General features: G+C 35.8%; 21 protein-coding genes and 1 riboswitch. Of the genes, 12 read left to right on the forward strand and 9 right to left on the reverse strand.

The features are described from left to right. Positions 1-37: 37 nt before the first annotated feature. The gene (locus NSS97_RS04445) at positions 38-808 is read right to left on the reverse strand and encodes an SDR family NAD(P)-dependent oxidoreductase (protein WP_107887884.1); all 771 of its coding nucleotides are present in this window, start codon (positions 806-808) and stop codon (positions 38-40) included. 140 nt (positions 809-948) lie between these two features. On the opposite strand from NSS97_RS04445, the gene NSS97_RS04450 reads away from it, so the two are divergent. The 5 genes from NSS97_RS04450 (at position 949) to NSS97_RS04470 (ending at position 4,605) form a co-directional block, all read left to right on the forward strand. After that, on the forward strand, positions 949-1,308 hold the full coding sequence (locus NSS97_RS04450) for a MerR family transcriptional regulator (protein WP_002087388.1): 360 nt from the start codon (positions 949-951) through the stop codon (positions 1,306-1,308). 493 nt (positions 1,309-1,801) lie between these two features. After that, on the forward strand, positions 1,802-2,158 hold the full coding sequence (locus NSS97_RS04455; protein ID WP_002010813.1) for a DMT family transporter: 357 nt from the start codon (positions 1,802-1,804) through the stop codon (positions 2,156-2,158). Positions 2,159-2,160: 2 nt separating this feature from the next. After that, positions 2,161-2,475 (forward strand): DMT family transporter, encoded by a 315-nt coding sequence (locus NSS97_RS04460; protein WP_000539672.1) that lies wholly within the window; start codon positions 2,161-2,163, stop codon positions 2,473-2,475. A gap of 138 nt (positions 2,476-2,613) precedes the next feature. Then, entirely contained in the window at positions 2,614-3,192 is a 579-nt protein-coding gene (locus tag NSS97_RS04465) for a TetR family transcriptional regulator (RefSeq protein WP_002063960.1), read from the forward strand. A gap of 210 nt (positions 3,193-3,402) precedes the next feature. After that, a complete protein-coding gene (locus tag NSS97_RS04470; protein WP_107887885.1) occupies positions 3,403-4,605 on the forward strand; it encodes an MFS transporter in 1,203 nt (400 codons plus the stop codon). 53 nt (positions 4,606-4,658) lie between these two features. Here the strand turns inward: NSS97_RS04470 and NSS97_RS04475 are convergent, their stop codons facing one another. Further along, positions 4,659-4,997 carry a winged helix-turn-helix transcriptional regulator gene (locus NSS97_RS04475; RefSeq protein WP_002188429.1) on the reverse strand — a complete coding sequence of 113 codons (339 nt, stop codon included), beginning with the start codon at positions 4,995-4,997 and terminating at the stop codon, positions 4,659-4,661. A 169-nt stretch (positions 4,998-5,166) separates the two neighbouring features. Here NSS97_RS04475 and NSS97_RS04480 point away from each other — a divergent pair, with 169 nt between their 5' ends. Beyond that, positions 5,167-5,706, forward strand: coding sequence for an ester cyclase (locus NSS97_RS04480; RefSeq protein ID WP_107887886.1), 540 nt, complete (start codon positions 5,167-5,169; stop codon positions 5,704-5,706). Positions 5,707-5,725: 19 nt separating this feature from the next. Beyond that, a complete protein-coding gene (locus NSS97_RS04485) occupies positions 5,726-6,274 on the forward strand; it encodes an NAD(P)H-dependent oxidoreductase (RefSeq protein ID WP_107887887.1) in 549 nt (182 codons plus the stop codon). A 54-nt stretch (positions 6,275-6,328) separates the two neighbouring features. On the opposite strand, the gene NSS97_RS04490 is transcribed toward NSS97_RS04485, so the two are convergent. Further along, complete coding sequence (locus NSS97_RS04490; RefSeq protein WP_044444655.1) at positions 6,329-6,847, reverse strand: hypothetical protein; 519 nt, start codon at positions 6,845-6,847, stop codon at positions 6,329-6,331. Between the two features lie 30 nt (positions 6,848-6,877). Then, positions 6,878-8,617, reverse strand: a complete 1,740-nt coding sequence (locus tag NSS97_RS04495; protein WP_107887888.1) for an ABC transporter substrate-binding protein — start codon at positions 8,615-8,617, stop codon at positions 6,878-6,880. A 154-nt stretch (positions 8,618-8,771) separates the two neighbouring features. Here NSS97_RS04495 and NSS97_RS04500 point away from each other — a divergent pair, with 154 nt between their 5' ends. Continuing rightward, positions 8,772-10,034 (forward strand): MDR family MFS transporter, encoded by a 1,263-nt coding sequence (locus NSS97_RS04500; protein WP_016119656.1) that lies wholly within the window; start codon positions 8,772-8,774, stop codon positions 10,032-10,034. Between the two features lie 52 nt (positions 10,035-10,086). On the opposite strand, the gene NSS97_RS04505 is transcribed toward NSS97_RS04500, so the two are convergent. The 5 genes from NSS97_RS04505 to gapN form a co-directional block, all read right to left on the reverse strand. Then, positions 10,087-10,290, reverse strand: a complete 204-nt coding sequence (locus NSS97_RS04505; protein WP_044444657.1) for a hypothetical protein — start codon at positions 10,288-10,290, stop codon at positions 10,087-10,089. A 250-nt stretch (positions 10,291-10,540) separates the two neighbouring features. Then, positions 10,541-11,056, reverse strand: a complete 516-nt coding sequence (locus NSS97_RS04510; RefSeq protein ID WP_002029999.1) for a type 1 glutamine amidotransferase domain-containing protein — start codon at positions 11,054-11,056, stop codon at positions 10,541-10,543. 282 nt (positions 11,057-11,338) lie between these two features. Further along, positions 11,339-12,538, reverse strand: coding sequence for an ABC transporter permease (locus NSS97_RS04515; protein ID WP_107887889.1), 1,200 nt, complete (start codon positions 12,536-12,538; stop codon positions 11,339-11,341). Between the two features lie 60 nt (positions 12,539-12,598). Continuing rightward, on the reverse strand, positions 12,599-14,023 hold the full coding sequence (locus NSS97_RS04520) for an amino acid permease (RefSeq protein WP_002010833.1): 1,425 nt from the start codon (positions 14,021-14,023) through the stop codon (positions 12,599-12,601). 146 nt (positions 14,024-14,169) lie between these two features. After that, positions 14,170-14,351, reverse strand: a riboswitch (Lysine riboswitch). 177 nt (positions 14,352-14,528) lie between these two features. After that, positions 14,529-15,968, reverse strand: coding sequence for an NADP-dependent glyceraldehyde-3-phosphate dehydrogenase (gene gapN / locus NSS97_RS04525; RefSeq protein WP_002010835.1), 1,440 nt, complete (start codon positions 15,966-15,968; stop codon positions 14,529-14,531). Between the two features lie 706 nt (positions 15,969-16,674). On the opposite strand from gapN, the gene NSS97_RS04530 reads away from it, so the two are divergent. The 4 genes from NSS97_RS04530 (at position 16,675) to NSS97_RS04545 (ending at position 22,218) form a co-directional block, all read left to right on the forward strand. Next, positions 16,675-18,435, forward strand: coding sequence for an ABC transporter transmembrane domain-containing protein (locus tag NSS97_RS04530; RefSeq protein ID WP_107887890.1), 1,761 nt, complete (start codon positions 16,675-16,677; stop codon positions 18,433-18,435). Next, positions 18,432-20,432 carry an ABC transporter ATP-binding protein gene (locus NSS97_RS04535; RefSeq protein ID WP_341111708.1) on the forward strand — a complete coding sequence of 667 codons (2,001 nt, stop codon included), beginning with the start codon at positions 18,432-18,434 and terminating at the stop codon, positions 20,430-20,432. Before NSS97_RS04530 ends, NSS97_RS04535 begins: the two co-directional genes overlap by 4 nt. Before the next feature lie 303 nt (positions 20,433-20,735). Then, positions 20,736-21,533, forward strand: a complete 798-nt coding sequence (locus NSS97_RS04540) for an amino acid ABC transporter substrate-binding protein (protein WP_341111712.1) — start codon at positions 20,736-20,738, stop codon at positions 21,531-21,533. Further along, positions 21,520-22,218, forward strand: a complete 699-nt coding sequence (locus NSS97_RS04545) for an amino acid ABC transporter permease (protein WP_033706449.1) — start codon at positions 21,520-21,522, stop codon at positions 22,216-22,218. The genes NSS97_RS04540 and NSS97_RS04545 overlap by 14 nt, the downstream gene beginning before the upstream one ends. Positions 22,219-22,222 lie beyond the last annotated feature (4 nt).

Raw genomic sequence — 22,222 nt, forward strand, 5'->3', positions numbered from 1 at the left:
AGTGGGTATCTATATTTTATTCAGAAATGAGATGTTGTTAAGAATTTGAATTCGTTTTTCTCACGGCAAAATTATAAAGTGGATCTCTAAGTTCATAGTTATACGTAGAACCATCGACAAGTCCTACAACTTTATCGCTATCATAAAGGTCGAGCATAAATTGTGCCATTTGTTTTGCAGTGTGGAATTTCGGTACAACATTAGCGTATTGGAACTCATCAATATTAAATGAACGTTTCGCAAATTCTGTTTCAGTTGCACCAGGAGCTAAAACTTTTGCTTGTAGTTTTGCACCTTGTTCTTTCAGTTCGTGAGATAATCCTTCTGTAAATGCACTTACATAAAATTTCGTAGCGCAATACGTAACAGCATTGGCAACAATCGTGTATCCACCGCCTGATGAAACGTTAATAAGCTGTGTTCCTTCGGTCATTGAATAATCTCGAACGAAAAGGGAAGATAGTATTGTTAGTGCTTCTATATTTACATGCAACATCGTTTCTATCTTGTTTAAATTTTGTTCAGCAATTGAGGCGAAATTACCAAAACCTGCGTTGTTAATCCACGTTTCAATTTGAAAACTTTGTAGACTTTCATAAAATTTATAAACTTCTTCAGTGACGGATAAATCAGTTCTTCGAATGACAACATCCAATTCCGGATGCATTTCGTTAATTTTCAATTTTAATTCTTCTAATTCTGCTTGTCTTCGAGCTACAAGTATTAAGTTTTTTCCGCGAGATGCAAAGGCTAAAGCGGATTCATAGCCAATTCCTGAACTAGCACCAGTAATAACAGTATATTTCATATAAAAGCCTCCTAAATTCAAATTAATTTATCATGGTTAGATTGTATTTGTTAGAGTATACTCTAAGTCAAATGTTTTTTATAATTTGGATAAGGCAGTAAAATATATGAGAGTAAATGGCGTGCGGAGGGAGAATGGTTATGTACACAATTAGCGAGGTAGCTAAATTATTAGGAGTGAGCACACATACATTACGTTATTATGAAAAGGAGAACATATTAATTGCAAATCGCGATGCAAATGGGAATAGATTGTATGAAGAGTCACATATAAAGTGGTTGCAGTTTGTAATGAAATTAAAACAAACGCAAATGCCGATAGCGAAAATAAGAGAATACGCTAGATTATATTTAGAAGGAGAGCATACAACCGAAGCTCGTTTACAACTGTTAGAAAATCATAAAAAATCTATTCGAACTCAAAGAGAAAACTTAGAAATTACAGAGAAGATGCTCGAAAATAAAATTATTGCATACAAAGACTCGTTGAAAAGTAAATAGCGTACAAAATATTTCGTTCTTTGTTGCATGATGAAAAGGGAGTACAGGTCTTTGTTTTGGAATTTATCTATGAGTATTTTATTATAATGTGCCGATAAATTAAAAAAGAGCAGTTAGCTAAAAGCAACTGCTCGATTCAAAGGGATCTCCAAGGGGGGAATGGAGAAAATATTATGTTACTACCATTATTGACAGATTATTAAGAAATATTCATGTGGATTTAAGAAATTTAAAATATTTTTTGGTTAATAGAATCCGGGTGTTGACACTTTATCAATTGGTCATGTAGAATGTTTATGAATGACATTCAGTCATTTTTTTCTGTGAAAGGGTGTAGATAAGCAACTTTTATATGTAGTTAGCTTAATAACGGAACAAATATAAGGATAAATGAGGATGATATTGGTTTTTTAAATAGTAGTTAGAGTGAGGTTATATTTTTTAAATTAAAAATGACTGACGGTCAGTCAGTAAATAATAGAAGGTGAGAGATATGAAAAATAAAGCTTGGTTATATGTCATATTAACATGTATTTTTGAAGTCTTTTGGGTGTTTGGTTTTAATACAGCTCATACTTGGTGGCATTGGGTCATTATTGTAGGAGTTATCGCTGTTGATTTTTACTTCCTATCGAAAGCGTGCGAACATCTTGCAACAGGGACTGTATATGCTGTGTTTGCCGGAGCTGGTACGGTAGGTACTTTCCTAATGGATGTATTCCTTTTCGGCGGCAGTTTCAGTGTAGGAAAACTATTCTTTATCGTGATGGTCGTAGCGGGCGTTATCGGTTTAAAATTGGCTGATAATAAAGAAGAAACCGCGGAAGAAACTATGGAAGGAGCTGCTTAAAAATGGGTTGGTTTTTCGTATTTTGTGCTGCAATTAGTGAAATAGTCGGTGTGATAGGCCTTAAAATGTATAGTAAAGATAAGACGTTAGCAAATGGAGCGATTTATATAGGTGGATTTGCAACTTCCTTTGCATTCTTATACACATCTTTCTTGTTCTTACAAGTAAGTGTAGCTTATGCGGTTTGGATTGGCATTGGAACAGCAGGAGCTGTTTTATTAAATATGTTTCTGTTTGGTGAATCAAAAAGTAAGGCACGTTTGATTAGTGTAGCTCTTATCGTATGTGGAGTTACGGGATTAAAGGCTCTTTCATAAGAAAAGGATATTAAAGTTAAATCTCCTAACGATTTGTTGGGAGATTTTTATTATGAAAAGTGCACTATAATTGACAGTACAGCTAGTTATTTTATAAAATGAGTGACAGTCATTCAATACGCGTGTGAAAGGGTTTAGATGATGAATAAAAAAGAAAAAATTGTCTATGCAGCTATTGAAGTGTTTCAGGAAAAGGGCGTTGAAAAAACGAAGATTTCTGATATCGTGAAATTGGCTGGCATTGCACAAGGAACGTTCTATTTATATTTTCCTTCTAAGTTATCTGTTATGCCTGCAATAGCAGAAGTGATGGTTGAGAAGATGATACTTGCAGTGAAAGAAAAAGTACAGAACGATTCACCTTTTTCAAGTAAAGTTGAGCAAGTAATAGATGCAGTATTTACCTTTATAGCTGAATATCGTGAAATACAAGCATTAATGTATGCGGGCCTTGCATCAACTGAACATATAAAAGAATGGGAAGCTGTATATGAGCCTCTTTATATATGGCTAAGTGACTTTTTAAGTGAGGCAAAAGAATCAGGTGAAATTCGTGATTCGGTTCACGCAGAGCGAACAGCGAAGTTATTCATCGCTCTTGTTGAATCAGCAGCGGAACAAGTTTATTTATATGATCATAAAGATGATGAGCAAGTCGAGCTACAAAAGGCAGAAGTACTAGATTTTTTAACACATGCACTACATATAAAGAAGTAGTAAGATGAACCTGTCTGAAAAGGTAGGTTCATTTCTGCGGGAAACTGAATGATAGTCATTCACCCTGTGTTTATGTATGTGTGGAAGGATAGAGTGAAATTCTAATGAGTGGGGACATCTTTACTCAGTATGAGCCCACAAATAGCAGGATAAAGAAAAAGCTTCTTGGGCATTATTTTTGAGAGGAACTACGGGAAGAGGTGTTAAAAATTGAAGAAACCGATAAAAGAACAAAAGATGGTATTGATCATTCTTTTGAGTAATATATTTATCGCTTTTTTAGGGATTGGATTAATCATTCCGGTTATGCCATCCTTTATGAATGATATGAATTTAACAGGAAAGACGATGGGTTATCTCGTTGCAGTGTTTGCAATGGCGCAGCTTATTACTTCACCTATTACGGGTCGTTGGGTCGACATTTACGGTAGGAAGAAAATGATAATCATTGGATTATTTATTTTTGGTGTTTCAGAGCTTCTTTTTGGATTAGGTACAGATGTGTGGATGCTTTATGCAGCGAGGGTGTTAGGCGGAATTAGTGCCGCGTTTATTATGCCGGGTGTTACGGCATATGTTGCTGATATTACTTCTATTCAAGAACGTCCAAAGGCGATGGGCTATCTTTCAGCAGCTATCAGCACCGGATTTATTATAGGGCCTGGAATCGGCGGGTTTATTGCAGAATACGGTATACGTGTGCCGTTCTTTGTGGCAGCAGTGATTGCCTTTATAGCATGCGTGATTTCTATATTTATTTTGAAAGAGCCGTTAACGAAAGAAGAACTTGCAGAGATTTCTGCTAATACGAAAGAATCCAGCTTTATCGGAGATTTAAAGAAATCATTAAATCCAATGTATGCAATCGCATTTATTATTGTATTTGTACTCGCATTCGGTTTATCAGCATATGAAACTGTTTTTAGTTTGTTTTCTGATCATAAATTTGGTTTTACACCGAAAGATATTGCTGCAATTATTACGATTAGCTCCATCTTTGGGGTAGTTGTGCAAGTATTTATGTTTGGCAAATTGGTTGACATGTTCGGTGAGAAAGTATTAATTCAAATATGTTTAATTGTAGGTGCAGTATTAGCATTCGTCTCAACTGTAGTCTTTAATTATTGGATTGTACTTCTCGTTACTTGCTTTATTTTCCTAGCATTTGATTTGCTTCGTCCAGCTTTAACGACATTTTTATCAAAAGCAGCTGGAAAAGAGCAAGGATTCGTTGCTGGTATGAACTCAACGTATACGAGCTTAGGAAATATCGCAGGACCAGCGATGGGCGGAATATTATTTGATATAAACATTAATTATCCATATGCATTTTCAGGTGTTGTTTTAATCGTTGGTCTCGGCATTACATTTATGTGGAGAGAGAAACAGCTAGCTCAAAGTTTTGCGAAGTAATGTAGTGAATAACGAAAAGCCTCTTACTATTTTTATGGTAAGGGGCTTTTCGTTTATAAACTTAATCCAAACCGCTTTAATTCAATAAATATCCCCTCTAATTGCTTTCCTTTATCCGTTAACGTGTACTCTACGCGAGGCGGAACTTCTGGGTATACTTTTCGCGTTATAATCCCTTGCGTTTCCAATTCTTTTAGGCGAAGCGATAAAGTTTTCGGACTAATCCCATCCATGGATTTTTGTAAATCACTAAATCGTAACGTTCCTTCGATAAGAAGGTCTCGAATAATTAAAAACGTCCATTTTGTACTAATTACGTCAAGCGTTTTAGCGATAGGACAAGGTATACCAGGTAAACCTTTCGTTAATACAACTGGATCTATATTGCTCATGGAAATAGCCTCCATAAAAAATTTTTGAATGAATTTGCCTTATCGTATCACAAAACTATCTTTTTGGTAACTATATGAAAAAAATATCACTACTTCCATAAAGGAAGTTAGTGCATATACAATAGCAATACGAAATACAAAGGGTTTGTATGAGGAGGAGGTGATTTCCATGGGTATGAAAAAGTTGTTTATGTTTCTTAGTTTTTTTGTCATTTGTATTGTGCTTGTAGCATGTAGTGGTGAGCAAAAAACTGAAATTCAGTTAGTAAAGGAAATGCCGAAGCCAAAAGCAATGACAATTGATTCTTCATTAAGTAAAAAGGAAGCGACAGAAATCGTGCATGCAGCTCAGCGTTTTTATGCATTTTGGGATACAGGTAAAGAGGAGCTTATTCCGCAGACGGTTACTGAAAATTTTTTCGATAACACACTGCCGAAAGGTCGACCACAAGGCACTGAAGGATTAAAGCTTGCGGCGCAAAACTTTCGTAAAGTAGTTCCAGATATACATTGCGAGATTGAAGATTTATTAGTGGTTGGTGATAAAGTAACAGCTCGTCTTTCTTTTACAGGAACTCATAATGATAAGAAAATCAATTTTTTTGCAATTGATATTTTGCATGTGAAAGACGGAAAGGTAACGGAAGATTGGCATTTAGAAGATAATCTTACGCTGAAACAACAACTTGGGTTAATAGCTGAAGAGTAAAATAAGGGAGAGAAAAGTTATGAAAAATATATTCATTATAAATGGGCATGAAAAATACGGTTCAAAGGAAGGTCGATTAAATAAAACGCTAGCTGATTGCATGATAAGTTTACTAAGTGAAAATCATCATGTGAAAACAACAACGATTCAAGATGGATACAGTATTAAGGAAGAGCAAGAAAAGTTTTTATGGGCTGATGTTGTAATTTATCAAACACCTATTTACTGGTTTAGTGTACCGGGATTATTTAAAACATATATGGATGAAGTGTATGAATACGGTTTGTTCTTTAAAGGTGCAGATGAATATGGAACAGGTGGTTTATTAAAAGAGAAGCAGTATATGTTCTCTACAACTTGGAACGCACCTGAAAAAGCATTTGGAGATAAGACGAAGTTCTTTGAAGGAGAAAGTTTAGAATCAGCACTTAGTCATTTACATCGTGTGCAGAAGTTTCTTGGCATGAGTCCGTTAAAGAGTTTTGCTTGTTATGATGTGGTGAAAAATCCGGATATTGAGCAATATTTATTGAACTTGAGAGATCACTTAGATAGAGTAATTAAATAATAGTTTGTATCTGTATGTGAAGAAGGTACTACTAAGGATGTAGTACCTTCTCTTTCATGAAATACGTTGAAAATCTTTACTCATACAGGACGGTTTTAGTTTTTTTGATTTGATTAAATGTTTAATATCAGAGATGTTATCGTATGAAAGTTGAGTATGATAATAGTTAATGTACTCAAGTAATGCAAAAATATAAATAAATAGAGTGAATGATACCCCGCCTAAAGGTAAGTGGGGATACCAAATTACAAAATCAATAGTAAACGTAATAAATCCCGTGACAATCAATGCTATATTTATCTTTTTAAGTACTTTTAAATATTGAATCATCCTAATAGGTGTAATAGATGTTTTCTCTTTTTTTAGTCGTTTCCGCTTTACGTACCAGTAAATTGCTCCTTGTAATAAGATAAACTCTAAAAGAAGAAATGAGATCCAAAAAGAAAATAGGGAATATAAATGTAACGTAGGATAAGCATAATTAAGTAAGTAACTTGTGAAAATAAAAGTAATGACTGAAAATAACTCACCTGTGTATAGATAGGAAAGTCTTTTTTCTAGGTTGCGTTTCATGGTTCTTCTCCTTTTATAAAAACTCATATTTTAATACGTGGATGGCTGTATCCATAACTTCGCAAAATTCGCCCAACCGAATGAATCAATTGTTACGTTTTTTAAAGAAGAAGGGTATGTTTTTCTTTTTAAAACGTGATAGTTAAATAAAATGATGTTTTCAGCTTGTAAAAACTCTTCAATCTCATACATGAGCTTATACCGTTTTTCTTTATTGTCTTCTAATAAAAAGGTATCAAGTAAACAATTAATTTGTTTTGCATAGTGTGGGTCCATGAATCGATTTACGAAGCAACTTTTATTTTTAAATACATTTAAAAATGCAATTTCATGATCGGTAGCAAATACTTCCCCCATGAAAATAATATCCGCATGTTTATCAATAGAACGATCCATATAATCTGAAACGAGAAATGGGTGAAGTTCTACGTGTACTCCTAATTGTTCGCAGCGTTCTTTTAGGAAATGTGCATCATTTGCACTATCTTTAAATGCGAAGAAATAAATATGTATCGTTTCTCCATTATAGGTGCTCTTTTTTAAATAATCTTTCGCTTTTTCTAAAGAGTAGGACCTGTTAGGAAATTGGCGGCTTCTTTCAGGAAAAAAGCTTGATGCAGCAATGGTTCGTCGCCCCTCTATATTACAAAGTATCGTTTTAACGTCATACATTTCTCTCCAAGCTTTACGAAAATAAATGTCGTGGTGGGGACCAGGCTTTGTAAAGTTGAAGCTAGCATAAATACAACCTATTTCTTCTATTTGTATATCATGCCTTTCATTTTCCTCTTCATTTGGTAGTTCATAATCAGCATCTATTTGCAAATGATCAGGAATACCCCAAAATTCAATACGGTCTAATAACGCACGCTCTTTAAAATAATGGGTGAACGCTTCGAGTACGATATTGTCTTCAGAGTAATGAGTAAGTTTAAAAGGTCCAGTACCTATGTAGTGATGATTTTGAATAACTGCATCATGCGGTAAAATTGCGAGTTGCATGGAACTCACATAACGTAAGAAAAAAACGTTAGGTTTTGCTAAATGAAATCGTATTTGCAGTGGTGATGGTGTTTCAATTTGAACAATTTCCTGTGTTAACCATGCGTAAGGAGATTGAGCTTGCTGCAATCTTTCAAATGAAAATTGTACATCTTTAGAAGTTAGAACAGTTTCGTTATGAAAATATATATCTTTTCTTAAATGAAACGTCCACGTAAGCCCGTCTTCGCTTAATTCCCACGTATGTGCAATGTGTGGTTCCATTTTTTCTGTAATATCGTTATAAATGACTAATGTATCAAAAATTTGGTTAATAAGATGACCCTCTGTTGTTACAGCCGTAAAAGCGGGATCTAATGGTAATATCTTTCTTGATATAGGGATCTTCAATATGTCATACATATCATTTGAAGGTTCGTATCCAAAATGATGATGTAGTTTATTTTCTATCTTTTTTTGAATTGCAAGAGGAAGGGGCTCTTTTAAAAGAAGAAAGACATCTTTTAATTTTTCTTGGGTTAACAGTTCATCTGTATAGGATTCAATCGCTTCTGCTAAAGTATGTGCAAATATAATTTCTGTTTTATTTCCGCGACCACGCCCTGGTGTCCACTTAATGAATTGCTCCTCGTTCATTTTCTTTAATAAAATCTTTACGTTTTTCGTACTGCAATATAAAACATCCGCTAATTCTTGTAAGCTATTTCGTATATGTTGTTGGTCTTGTGCATGTAATCTTAAACGAATGTAATAGTCCATAATTTTCATATATACACTTCCTTCTATAATAAAGTGAAACTTTAATCAGTGGGGGTCTTACTGCCCGTTAATGCGGGATAAAAGGGGAAACTCTTTAGAATATTCTAACCTTTTTCTTCCTCTTTTTCAAAGTAAAATGAATAAGCATAAGGAGGGGGAAACAATGGGATTTTGGAGTATGCACCGAAATATAAAAATCAGAATTATAACTTCGTTTTTAACACGCACTGTATCCACAATGATTTTTCCATTTATGGCGATTTATTTTTCAATAAAATTAGGTAGTGCGATTGCTGGTGCTTTATTACTCATCAATGTGCTAGCTGCATTAATTATCGGTTTATATGGTGGGTATGTTGGAGATCGGCTCGGTCGTAAAAAAGTAATGATTATCGGCCAAAGTATACAAGTCGTTTCCATAGCTTGTATGGGAGTTGCGAACTCAGATTATGTAGATTCACCGTGGCTAACATTTGTGTTTATGTTAGTGAATAGTTTAGGATCTGGACTTATGAATCCAGCGACGGAAGCGATGTTAATAGATGTGAGTACACCTGAAAATCGAAAAGTGATGTACAGCATTAACTACTGGGCTATTAACTTATCAATTGCGATTGGAGCAATATTTGGCGGATTACTATTTGAGAACTATAGATTGCAATTGTTTATCGGATTAACAGTTATTGCAGTTATTACTTTATATGTGATGGCTGTATATATGGAAGAAGTGTATGTGGCACGAAAAACGGTGGAGAAGAAAAATGTATTAAAAGATATGGCAGATAGTTATAAAGTCGTGATGAAAGATAGAGCGTTTTTAATTTTTTGTGCAGCAAGTATATGTACACTATCGTTAGAGTTTCAAATTAATAATTATTTAGGGATACGTTTACAGAAGGAATTTGAAACGGTGCACTTTTTCTTCGGGAATGGTTTTACATTCGATTTAACAGGTATTCGAATGCTCAGCTGGATATCGGCAGAGAATACAATTTTAGTTGTGTTATGTTCAGCGCTTCTTATTAAAATGCTGAAAAGCTTCAACGATTTGAAAATTTTATATGTAGGTTTATTCATTTACACGATTGGATTTACAATACTCGGAACGAGCAATAGTTTATGGATCTTATTAATTGCAGGGCTTTTCCAAACTGTAGGAGAGATGATGTATGTGCCGGTTCGTCAATCTATAATGGCGGACATGGTGCCGGATGAGGCAAGAGGTTCATATATGGCGATTAACGGAATGGTCTTTCAAGTGGCAAAAATGAATGGGGCATTAGGTGTTATGCTAGGCTCGTTTATTGCATCTTGGGGCATGAGCGCTCTATATTTCATCGTTGGTATGAGCAGTATTTTATTATTTATGAAGGCGATAGGGAAAGAGAAGTATCAGAATGAAGGAAATGTTTCTCAGATTGGATGAAACTATATAAAAAGCGAACCAGTTATACTGGGACTCGCTTTTTATATAATTTTTAAAACGGATCAACTTCAGCTAAATCAGGATTGGCGTTAGGGTTTGTTAATAAGGTTTTCAGCTCACCTACTTCTGAGAGAGCGACGAGAATATAACCACTAATAAGGACGATGAGTCCGATGACTCGTAATGTTTGCAATTTAATGTCACGGCTATTTTTTTCTGAGTTGTTTTGGGGCGTTGCAGGTGGATTGTTGTTCATAATAGAGCTCCTATCTTTTTTATTTATATGTGCGAAATCATTATTAACTTATGGATAGGAATCGTATAGTCATTTTCACTATATGAGAAATGCCTATGAAAAGTGATTAGAAATTTTGGGACGAGAAAAGAGGCTGTCTCAAAAAATCATTAAAGATGAAGAAATGTTTCATATGGTGTTAATTTTGTTTTTTACAAATAAAAAGGTTAACCAAAGTAGTTATTTAGCTACTTTGGTTAACCTTTAATAACTACCCTAATATACGCAATGATTCTTCAATAAACACTGGGATGTCCTCTGGTTGTCTACTTGTTACTAGCTGATTTTGGCATACAACCACTTCTTTATCATGAAAATTTCCACCGGCATTTTTCAAATCGACCGCAATGGATTTATATCCAGTCACATCGCGTCCTTCAAGTGTTTGTGCAGTGATGAGTAATTGGGGGCCGTGACAAATAGCAAAAACAGGTTTTTTCGCATCCATAAATGCTTTGCTAAAGCGAACAAAACGTTCATCTGCACGAAGTATATCTGGGGAAAATCCGCCTGGTATAAAGAGGGCATCAAAGTTCTCTGGAGAAACATCATCAATACTTTTATCAATTACGACTTCACTTTTTCCTTGTTTACCGTGTACCGTTTTACCTTTTTCCATTTCAATAGTTGTTAATTCGTATCCCTTTTGATTAAAAGCTTCTACTGGCTCTGTGTATTCTGTGTCCTCGAAATAATCCGTTATTAAAATAGCAATTTTTTTACTCATTGCAATCAGCTCCTTATATTATATAATCGGTTCCAGAATCGTCCTTGAGCAACGCCTTTTATAAAGTGAAACCTTAATTCATATTTTTTCATTCCCTCCAGTTCTTTTGCCCTGTTAATTTAATAACTACCCTTTTTATTAGGACGTAAACATGTATTATCGTTTTTGTATGTAAAAATCATAAAATATCGGTTGTTTCAGTGATTCTTGTTTGAGGAAGAAAAATAAAAAAGCCAAGGAGATAATTTATTTTCTCCTTGGCTTTTAAGATAATTCTTTTCGTTAAAACGAAGAAACGCGTTGCTTCGTTTTTGGTACAATAATAAATTTGATCCAGATTAACCCGATAATCATAATGATAAGACTATGTGAGAATTGCCCTGTAGCAATGAGTATAATACTTGAAAATACAATGAGTTGAATGCTTAGCAATATAAAGATTAAGCGGAGAAATTGATTCATTCGTTTTTCAGTATCAATTGGATATAATGCTACAATAATATTTCCCGAAAAATATTTCCACAGGGAACGGAGCTGCATAGAAATCATATATAGGACGATATAAGCGAAAGCACCTTTTACATATATATTCGGAATAAAATATAGAGCGAAAGCACCGATCAACCCTAAGCGAATATATATACCGAAATAATCATTACCGCGTAAAAATGCTAGTGTATGTAAATAGAAGAAAGTTGCTCGTTTTTTATGTAATAAAGGTTCAATCCAATTTGTAAGCCATTTTCTTTTATTTACTTGCTTATTCAGTTGCGGAACATCGGTGAAAATGCTAGCAAATTGATAGAAATGAACGTCCATTTTTTCTTCTTGTTCGATTATGTAATCCCACGGTATTCGTTTTGTAGGTTGTTTCTTCGTGTATAGAAGCAGGAAAGCAAGAAGTAAGAGTAGTCCGCCTAACACGATCACATTTGCAGTATAAAACAGCATGTAAATGATCAGGGCGTTACAAGCAATGCGAATGATAAACCATATGCTTTTTTCATAACTATCACGCCACATCCAATGTATGTATATGTTCCAGCCCTTTAGAATCATTAAAATTATAAAGATTGTACATAAGAAAGGTACGGTTAGTTGTAATGATTGCATGGCAAGCGGTACGATAAAAAGGAACGTAAATATAAGCGGGAAAAGCTGAATGATGTAATTATATAGAAGAGATTTTTTAAAATAAGATGTTAATTTCTCTTCTAATGCAAGTAAATAGACAGCGTCTGGTTTTTGAATAAATGTGCGAACTTGGCATCTCGTTATAATGAGTGTAAGTACGATCGTGATGAGTAATAAAGATATTCCTTTAGAAGGATCCGTTTTAAGAAACTTAGCGTAATAATATGCACCTACACATGAGACGAAGATGAAGCTATATAGTAAACCGTTAATCATACGTGCAAAGTATGTGATGGCATTTTGAATATGTTGTTGAAAGCGAGAGCTCCATAGTGATTCGATTGACATGTTTTTCACCTCTTTTTTCTATTATATATGTTTTATAAAGTAAAAAACGAGCAAATTGCGTTACGCAACTTGCTCGTTTTTCTTTTCTTTATTTTTTTTCTGATCACGATTCATTAATGGATAGAAGGCAAAGCCAATTCCGAATAAACCAATTCCGAGAAGAAATGTTTTTATATCGGATGCGCCGGTTTTAATAACCCATAGTGCATAGCAAAGTGCGATAACTGCAACTACACCATCCATAATTCTTGAACCCATTTCATTCTTATATGTTTCACCAGTTGCGACTAGTTTTAACTGGAATATTGGTGAAACGAGATATGGAATGAGGTAGGCCAGTGTTGATACGGTAATAACGAATGTATAAGCTTCCGCAATTGTTCCTGATAATGTTGAGAATAAGAACACTTGCGACATAATGTTTGTTAATCGTAGTGAATGAATTGGACTTCCTTTTTTATTCGTTTTTGCGAAGAAGGAAGGGAAGAAACCTTCTTTTGCTGCTTGATAAGGTACTTCTGAGCTTAATAAAATCCAGCCTAATATTGAACCGAATAGGGAAGTAAGAGCAAGTAATGCCATAAGTTTCCCGCCGCCATGACCCATTGCAGCGTTTAATGCATCTGCTAATGGACGTTCAGAAGCTTGTAATTTATCAACGTGAAGTACACCCATTGTTAAAATTGTAATTCCTAAATAAATTGCAACTGTTATTAGTAAACCGGCAACAGTCGCACGTTTTACCGTTTTGGGAGAAGTAGCTCGGTTTGATAAAAGAACGGCTGATTCAATGCCGATAAATGCCCAAAGCGTTGTAAGAGCCGCTAAATTTACTTGTGAAAGGAGACCGTGTGATACGCCTTCTTTATCGATCATCGGTGTGTACCATTGTCCAAACTTTGAAGCTTCGAACGCAAATAACGTAACGACAATGAATAGAAGGAATCCAGTTACTTTCGTTGTTGTCGCTAAGAAGTTTAGCTTCCCAGCTCCGCTTACACCGTTTGTTAAAATTAAATGTGTTCCCCAAAGTAAGATGGAACAAATAGTAAATGTAATTAGTTTTCCAACTTCTATATTGAAAGAGCCAATTGAAAATAGTAGTCGTGTATCTTTCATAATTGGGAAGAAGAGCGATAAATATCCCGCGAAAGATGTAATAATGGCAACGTTACTTGCCCAGTTTGCAACCCAATATCCCCATACCATGCTGAAACCAGCCATTTTCTTTCTTTTTGGTGTTGAGAATAAAGCATATGCATGACTTTGTGGTCCTGTCGTTAAATCAGGACGACGAATTGCTAAATTACCGAAAACAAGAGCTAGCATTAAAACACCAAACCCTGTTGTTAACCAAGCTAAAGTGACACCGAGTGGGCTTGCTGTTTGTGCTAACGTACTTGGCACCATGAAAATACCAGCGCCAACCATGTTACCGACAACGAAAGCTGTTAGTACCCAAAAGCCCCATTTTTTTTGTTGCATAGAAAATACCTCCAAAGTTAGTATAACCAAGTCAAGCGAGGAGATATGTATGTCTTCCTGATAAGGAAGAGAAGGTCCAAACAAAACAAAAAAAGCACGTAATTTGCCGCTACATGCTTTCTATCTTATAAGAAACCCACGACATACCTCTCGATAGCTCTCCACAAACGAAACGTTTGTGACAGTTCTGCACTTATTAAATGCAGACCCAGCAAGCGTGCATGGTGGACACGACTTACTTCGGCAATCATTCCTTTCTCATTTCTTCATCAATGCCACTACATCTCCTGAAATGATACTCTTAATGACTGCAACCTCTACCTCACCGAGATACGAATGAGGATTTATGTATTAAATTAACATGTTTAAGAGTAACAAATGTATTTTTATACGTCAATGGATATAGTAATAATCAGATTATAGAGAAGAATTTGTTATTAGGTCCCGGAGGATTTTAACTAAAAAGCAGCTGACCTAAATATTAGATCAGCTGCTACATATAAGATTAAACTAAGTTTAATACAGTTACTTTTTGACGAGTCATAGACTCAAGGCTCTTACGAATACCTTGTGCGCCCATACCTGAACCTTTTACACCGATGAATGGGAAGTGGTCAGGGCCGCGCTCTGTGCGTCCGTTAATTTGAACAGAACCAGTGTCGATTTTGTTAGCAATTGCAAATGCTTTGTTAATGTCTTTTGTGAAGACACTTGCTTGCAGACCGAACTCTGATTTGTTAGCAATTTCAATCGCTTGTTCGTCAGAAGAAACACGGATGATTGGAAGGATTGGGCCAAATGGCTCTTCCCAAGCAACTTTCATTTCTTCTGTTACGTTGTCGATTAATGTTGGATAAATTAGGTTGCGCTCACGTTTGTTACCGATAACGATTGTTGCACCTTTTTCAGCAGCATCGTCAATTAAACCTTGAACGAAGTCAGCAGATTTGTCGTCGATTAATGGAACGATTGTGCTGTTTTGTTCTGGAGATCCAACTGATAGTTCAGCTACTTGCTCTTTTAATAAGCCAGCTAGTTCGTCTGCTACATTTTCATGTACAAGTACACGCTTAATAGCTGTACAACGTTGACCTGAGTAAGAGAATGCACCGCTTACGATATGCTTTGCAGCTTCTTGTAAGTCTGCATCTTCACAAACGATACCAGGATCTTTACCACCAAGTTCTAATACAAGTGGAATCATCGCAGCTTTTTTCGCTAAATGTTTACCTGTATTTGTACCACCTGTGAACGATACCATATTTACGCCAGGATGTTCTACTAAGTAGTCACCAATTACAGAACCGCGTCCTGTAGCTACGTTTACAAGACCTTTTGGAAGGCCAGCTTTATGAAGTGCTTCAACCATTTTAACACCGCTAATTGCACCTTGAGTTGCTGGTTTGAAGATAACAGCGTTACCCATAATAAGTGCTGGTGCAAGTTTTGCAGCAGATAAGTTTACTGGGTAGTTAAATGGTGCAATTGCTAATACAACACCAAGTGGTGCGCGCTGAATAATCGCAAGTTTAGATTTAGATCCACCAGGGAAGCTATCACCCATCATGCTTTCACCGTGCATGTGAAGTGCTTCGTCAACTGTGTAACGAATTAAGTCAGCTGTACGAACGACTTCTTTTTGCGCATCTTTATAGCCTTTACCGACTTCTTTCATAATGATATCGGCAATTTCATCTTGCATATTTACGAGCTCATCAGCCCATTTATATAAATATTTTGCGCGATCTTGTAGAGAAGCTTCAGCCCATGATTTTTGAGCTTCTTTTGCAGATGCAATTGCTTCATCTACTTCTCCTTGAGTAATTGCTTGTACTTGCCCAATTACTTCGTGTAAGTATGGAGATGGAATGTCGATTGTTTGACCTGAAGAGCTTTCTCTCCATTCTCCGTTTAAATAAAATTTGTACGTATTGCTAGTTGTCATGATTAGTCCTCCTAAAATAGCAACTTGTAAGAGTGAGTATAAGGTGATTGTAGGTGGTTTGATAATATTTTTCAAATGAAATGTTTGTGAAAACGATTTCTTACTATTTTTTTATTTTGTATGCCCTTTCTTACAGAAGATTCTCTTATTTCAAACTGAATTATAAGCAGAATGCATCACTTTTATTTTTTGTGATAAAAGATTATTTTATTCTAAAGCGAAAAAAATAATTGACAGAATACTCAATAAAGTTGTAAGATTATAAATGGAAAATAAATGAAGGGGGTGTGCGTAATGATTGTAATCGTAAATGTAATGGGCTTAGCTCTGTTAAATGGCGGAAAACATTCATATCATTACGCAACCCGTGCGGATATATAGGACCTTTTTGTCTTATGAGAAGCGTACGTTGCGTATATCGTAACGTACGCTTTTATGCATTCTATTGCATATCGTCAAGCGGCGGTATGCTTTTTTTTGTTTATCCCGCTATTTGGGGGCTAATAATCAGTGGGGAATGAACAAAACCCCCACTGATTAAAGTTTCACTTTATTTTCCTTGTTTGCGTGGTTACTATAAAAAATCAGAATTTGGAAGGTGGAAAAATGTGATGAAATTGTATGGCTTACGAAATGTAAATGTGATGGGTTTGGATAGCGGATAAAGAAATGTGAATCAAATGAGAACGAGAAAGGAGAGATTACATTGTTTTCAGTATTACTAAAGTTAAGCTGGTTTTTTAGGGAGCATTGGAAAAGGTATAGTATCGCAATTGGGGTACTTTTAATTGTAAACGTGATAGAGGTAATTCCACCGAAAGTGTTAGGAATTACAATTGATAATATTAAAACAGGAGCTTTAACGAACGAGGCGATTATACAATATATTTTTATTTTACTTGGGGTAACGATTGGTGGGTATGTGCTTACCTTCATTTGGCAGCACCAACTATTTGGCGGTGCGTTCGTACTTGAGAAAACGATGCGTTCAAAATTTATGGGACATTTACTTAAGATGACACCGACGTTTTATCAAAAAAATCGTACTGGCGATTTAATGGCGAGAGCGACAAATGATTTAAAAGCAATCTCCATGACAGCTGGTTTTGGTATATTAACGCTCGTTGATTCTAGTCTATATATGCTTACAATCGTTTGTATGATGGGCTTTTCAATTAGTTGGCAGTTAACATTTGCTGCGCTTATACCGCTTCCGATTATGGCGTATGCGATGAATAGATACGGAAAGAAATTGCATGAAAGATTTACAGTCGCGCAAGATGCGTTCGGGGATATGAACGATAAAGTACTTGAATCAATTGCGGGTGTACGCGTTATTCGTGCGTATGTACAGGAGAGCGCTGATCAAGGAAGGTTTCATCATTTAGGAGATGACGTATACGAGAAAAATATGAGAGTAGCAAGAATCGATGCATTATTCCAGCCAACTGTAAAAATGCTCGTCGGTCTTAGCTATTTAATTGGTTTAGTGTACGGTGCATATCTCGTATTCCAATCAAAGGTGACACTTGGTGAGCTCGTTTCTTTTAACGTCTATTTAGGGATGATGATTTGGCCGATGTTTGCAATTGGTGAATTGATTAATGTTATGCAAAGAGGAAATGCGTCGCTCGACCGTGTAAATGAAACGTTAGCTTATGAACCGGATGTAAAGAATCCGAAAGATCCAAAGGTTGTACAAGAGCCAGATTACATTCAGTTTGATAACGTTACTTTTTCATATCCTTCATCAAATGAAACGAATTTGAAAAATGTTTCGTTCTCTTTAAAACAAGGAGAGACACTTGGAGTTGTTGGGAAGACAGGAAGCGGGAAAACGACGCTCGTTCGTCAGCTTCTTCGTCAATATCCACTTGGAGAAGGGGATATTGCAGTTTCTGATGTGAAGCTAGATAAAATTCCGAATGATAACGTACTTGGCTGGATTGGGTATGTACCGCAGGAACATATTTTATTTTCAAAAACAGCGAAGGAAAATATTTTATTTGGAAATAGAGAAGCGACTGAAGAAGAGCTTGAAAAAGCGATTGAAATAGCTGCGTTTAAAAAAGATTTAGAGTTTTTACCGGAAGGTTTAGAAACGCTTGTTGGGGAGAAAGGTGTTTCTTTATCAGGTGGGCAAAAGCAAAGGATTTCAATTGCAAGGGCTGTTATTCAAAATCCGGAAATTTTAATTTTGGACGATTCTTTATCAGCTGTTGATGCTCGTACGGAAGCAGCAATTATTGAAAATATACGAACAGAAAGAAGCGGGAAGACGACGATTATAACGACGCATCGTTTGTCAGCAGTGCAGCATGCTGATTGGATTCTCGTTATGGATAACGGTGAGGTTATTGAAGAAGGTTCGCATGAAGCGCTCGTTCGAAATGGGGGCTGGTATGCAGAGCAGTTCGAAAGACAACAAGGTGAAAGTGAAAGTACGGATAGTGGGGTGAAAATATGAGTGTTTCAAAACGATTGTTTCAATACGCGATGAAAGTAAGAGGGCCGATTTTTGCAGCGATGGCGATGCTATTTGTTTTCGTTATTGCAGAACTCGCGGGTCCTTTCGTCGCAAAAACGATGATCGATGAGCATATCGTTGGAATAGAGAGACCCTGGTATGAAACAGAAAAGAGTGAGGATGCTGTTTCATATAATGGCGCCTTTTATAAGCGAAGTGATCGCTTTGAACAAGGTGAGCAAAAAGGGAAAGAAGTCCGAGTGATTCAAGTTGGTTTTCAGTACTATTTTGTACCGAATAAAATAACGCTTGAAGGAACTCGTTCTGTTAAGGGTGATGTGCTTACAGTACAAAGTGGTAAGGCAGTGCAAGTGTATAAATCGAAAGCCTTAACGAAAGAAGAGGTATTTGCGTTTTATAAACCAGAAATAAATAGGTTATTACTACTTGGCGGTGGGTATTTCGCTTTATTAGTAGTCGTATCATTATTTGCATACGGAAAGCAGTTCTTCTTACAGAAGGCGGCAAACAAAATTATTCAAATTATGAGGGAAGACGTCTTTTCCCATATTCAAACGTTGCCAATTCGTTATTTTGACCATTTACCAGCAGGGAAAATTGTATCGCGTGTAACGAATGATACAGAAGCGATTCGTGATTTATATGTAACAGTGCTTGCGACATTCGTCTCTAGTATCATCTATATTATCGGGATTTTCGCTGCGCTATTTTTACTTGATGTAAAACTGGCGGCACTATGCTTGCTCATCATCCCAATTTTAATTGTTTGGGCGATTATGTATAGAAAGTATGCGTCTGTATACAATCATAAAATGCGTTCGCGTTTATCAGATATTAACGGAACAGTGAATGAATCAATTCAAGGGATGCCAATTATTCAAGCATTTCGTCAAGAACATGAAACGAAGAAGGAATTTGAAGAGTTAAATGGTGATTATTTTAAATATCAAAATAAAATTTTAAATTTAAATGCAGCAACTTCGCATAATTTAGTGTCTGTATTAAGAAACATCGCTTTTACAGGTGTAATTTGGTATTTCGGTGGTGCTTCATTAAGTACTTCTGGCCTCCTTTCTCTAGGGATACTGTATGCTTTCGTCGATTATTTAACGAGATTGTTCTCGCCAATTACGAACATGGTGAACCAACTTGCTAACTTAGAGCAATCGCGTGTTGCATCAGAGCGTGTCTTTGAATTGCTAGAGGAAAAGGGAGAGGCAGTAGAAGAAGATCGTATGCCTCGCTTAACCGGAAATGTGAAATTCGATAATGTTTCGTTTTCTTACAATGGAAAAGATGAAGTATTAAAAAATATTTCTTTCGAAGCGAAACAAGGGGAGACAGTGGCACTTGTCGGTCATACTGGATCAGGAAAAAGTTCCATTATGAATGTGCTCTTTCAGTTTTATGAATTTCAAAAAGGGAAGCTTACGATTGATGGTCACGATGTAACAGAGATGCCGAAACAAGCAACACGTGAACATATGGGAATTGTATTGCAAGATCCGTTTTTATTTAGCGGGACAGTGGCATCCAATGTAAGCTTAGAAAATGAAAAAATTTCAAAAGATCGCATCGTAAAGGCGTTACGTGATGTTGGTGCTGAAAGGTTTGCGAACAATATAGATGAAAAAATTACGGAGAAAGGAAGTACACTTTCAACCGGAGAACGTCAGCTTATATCGTTTGCTAGGGCACTTGCTTTTGATCCTGCTATTTTAATTTTAGATGAAGCGACTTCCAGTATTGATACCGAAACAGAAGCGATGATTCAACAAGCGCTAGAAGTTGTGAAAAAAGGACGAACGACGTTTATTATCGCTCATCGTCTTTCAACAATTAAGAGCGCTGATCAAATTATTGTGCTTGATAGAGGAACGATTTTGGAAAAAGGTTCCCATGATGAATTAATGAAAAAGCGCGGGCGTTATTACGATATGTATAAAACGCAAATGGAAGGAAACCAGAGCGCTTAATTTTTAGAAGAACTTGCGATTTTCGCAAGTTCTTTTTTGATTGGATTGTCCGCTCAGAAGTTAATATATTTTACCGGCTGAAAAACTTATAAATAAGTAAGTATTGTTTTACCTTTTTCTTTATAAATGCTATATTAAAAAATGTTACTTATTTTTTGTATGTAGCGTTATTTTTCCATTTTGTTTGATTATGAAGAAAAAGGTTAAACTAAATAAGAACATTTTCATTGAAAAATTGTTCGAAATTGCATACAATCAATATAGTTTTTAAATTCCTATCAGAATACTTGGAGGACTACTATCATGAAAAAATTATTTTCAGTGCTTGCAGTAACTACATTAGCGATTGGGATTGTAGCGGGCTGCGGTAAAGAAGAGAAAAAAGATACAGCTAATCAAGATGCATTACAGAAGATAAAACAAAGCGGTGAGCTTGTAATTGGTACAGAAGGTACATATCCACCATTTACGTTCCACGATACAAACGATAAATTAACTGGGTTTGACGTTGAATTAGCAGAAGAAGTTGCAAAACGTTTAGGTGTAAAGCCTGTATTTAAAGAAACACAATGGGATAGCTTACTTGCAGGAATAGATGCAAAACGTTTCGACATGGTTGCGAACGAAGTTGGTATTCATGAAGATCGCCAAAAAAAATATGACTTCTCTAGTCCATATATTTCTTCTTCAGCAGCATTAGTTATTGCGAAAGATAAAGATAAACCTGCTACATTTGCTGACGTAAAAGGATTAAAAGCAGCACAATCTTTAACAAGTAACTACGCAGATATTGCTAAGAAAAATGGTGCGGAAATCACAGGTGTAGAAGGATTTAGCCAAGCAGCAGAATTATTAAGTTCTGGCCGCGTTGATTTCACAATCAATGATAAATTATCAGTGTTAAACTATTTAGAAACGAAAAAAGATGCAAAAATTAAAATTGTAGATACAGAAAAAGAAGCGTCACAAAGTGGATTCTTATTCCGTAAAGGTAGCGACAAACTTGTCCAAGAAGTAAATAAAGCGTTAGAAGATATGAAAAAAGATGGTACGTACGATAAAATAACGAAAAAATGGTTCGGTGAAAATGTATCTAAGTAGCGCATTGATGTCAGATCGATTGTCTACTTGGATAGATATTATGCAGACTTCCTTCGCGCCTATGCTGAAGGAAGCTGTCTTTACGACAATTCCGTTAACGCTTATTACATTTATTATCGGTATTATACTTGCGACGTTAACAGCGCTCGCACGTATTTCAGGTAGTCGTATTTTACAATGGATTGCTCGTATCTATGTATCTATCATTCGCGGAACGCCACTTCTTGTACAGTTATTTATTATTTTCTATGGTCTTCCAACTCTTAATATTGAAGTTGAGCCATATACAGCAGCAGTTATTGGATTTTCATTAAATGTAGGTGCATATGCATCTGAAATTATTCGTGCTTCTATCCTTTCAATCCCGAAAGGACAGTGGGAAGCAGCTTACACAATTGGGATGACATACCCGCAAGCATTAAAACGTGTTATTTTACCACAAGCAACACGCGTATCAATTCCGCCGCTTTCGAATACATTTATTAGTTTAGTGAAGGATACGTCATTAGCGTCGTTAATTTTAGTAACAGAAATGTTCCGAAAAGCGCAGGAAATTGCGGCAATGAACTATGAGTTTTTAATTGTTTATTTTGAAGCAGGTCTAATTTATTGGGTAATTTGCTTCTTATTATCTATCGTGCAACAAATATTAGAAAAACGTTCAGAACGTTATACTCTAAAATAACCCT

Origin of the sequence: Bacillus sp. FSL R12-0074, from assembly GCF_038005725.1 — a bacterium.
GTDB lineage: Bacteria > Bacillota > Bacilli > Bacillales > Bacillaceae_G > Bacillus_A > Bacillus_A mycoides.

Excerpts from the sequence above, each read along its gene's own strand:
- NSS97_RS04445 (WP_107887884.1), bottom strand. The coding sequence starts at position 808 with ATGAAATATACTGTTATTACTGGTGCTAGTTCAGGAATTGGCTATGAA.
- NSS97_RS04505 (WP_044444657.1), bottom strand. The coding sequence starts at position 10,290 with ATGAACAACAATCCACCTGCAACGCCCCAAAACAACTCAGAAAAAAAT.
- NSS97_RS04475 (WP_002188429.1), bottom strand. The coding sequence starts at position 4,997 with ATGAGCAATATAGATCCAGTTGTATTAACGAAAGGTTTACCTGGTATA.
- NSS97_RS04490 (WP_044444655.1), bottom strand. The coding sequence starts at position 6,847 with ATGAAACGCAACCTAGAAAAAAGACTTTCCTATCTATACACAGGTGAG.
- NSS97_RS04520 (WP_002010833.1), bottom strand. The coding sequence starts at position 14,023 with ATGCAACAAAAAAAATGGGGCTTTTGGGTACTAACAGCTTTCGTTGTC.
- NSS97_RS04455 (WP_002010813.1), top strand. The coding sequence starts at position 1,802 with ATGAAAAATAAAGCTTGGTTATATGTCATATTAACATGTATTTTTGAA.
- NSS97_RS04450 (WP_002087388.1), top strand. The coding sequence starts at position 949 with ATGTACACAATTAGCGAGGTAGCTAAATTATTAGGAGTGAGCACACAT.
- NSS97_RS04485 (WP_107887887.1), top strand. The coding sequence starts at position 5,726 with ATGAAAAATATATTCATTATAAATGGGCATGAAAAATACGGTTCAAAG.
- NSS97_RS04545 (WP_033706449.1), top strand. The coding sequence starts at position 21,520 with ATGTATCTAAGTAGCGCATTGATGTCAGATCGATTGTCTACTTGGATA.
- gapN (WP_002010835.1), bottom strand. The coding sequence starts at position 15,968 with ATGACAACTAGCAATACGTACAAATTTTATTTAAACGGAGAATGGAGA.
- NSS97_RS04515 (WP_107887889.1), bottom strand. The coding sequence starts at position 12,538 with ATGTCAATCGAATCACTATGGAGCTCTCGCTTTCAACAACATATTCAA.
- NSS97_RS04540 (WP_341111712.1), top strand. The coding sequence starts at position 20,736 with ATGAAAAAATTATTTTCAGTGCTTGCAGTAACTACATTAGCGATTGGG.
- NSS97_RS04510 (WP_002029999.1), bottom strand. The coding sequence starts at position 11,056 with ATGAGTAAAAAAATTGCTATTTTAATAACGGATTATTTCGAGGACACA.
- NSS97_RS04500 (WP_016119656.1), top strand. The coding sequence starts at position 8,772 with ATGGGATTTTGGAGTATGCACCGAAATATAAAAATCAGAATTATAACT.
- NSS97_RS04480 (WP_107887886.1), top strand. The coding sequence starts at position 5,167 with ATGGGTATGAAAAAGTTGTTTATGTTTCTTAGTTTTTTTGTCATTTGT.
- NSS97_RS04460 (WP_000539672.1), top strand. The coding sequence starts at position 2,161 with ATGGGTTGGTTTTTCGTATTTTGTGCTGCAATTAGTGAAATAGTCGGT.
- NSS97_RS04465 (WP_002063960.1), top strand. The coding sequence starts at position 2,614 with ATGATGAATAAAAAAGAAAAAATTGTCTATGCAGCTATTGAAGTGTTT.
- NSS97_RS04535 (WP_341111708.1), top strand. The coding sequence starts at position 18,432 with ATGAGTGTTTCAAAACGATTGTTTCAATACGCGATGAAAGTAAGAGGG.
- NSS97_RS04495 (WP_107887888.1), bottom strand. The coding sequence starts at position 8,617 with ATGAAAATTATGGACTATTACATTCGTTTAAGATTACATGCACAAGAC.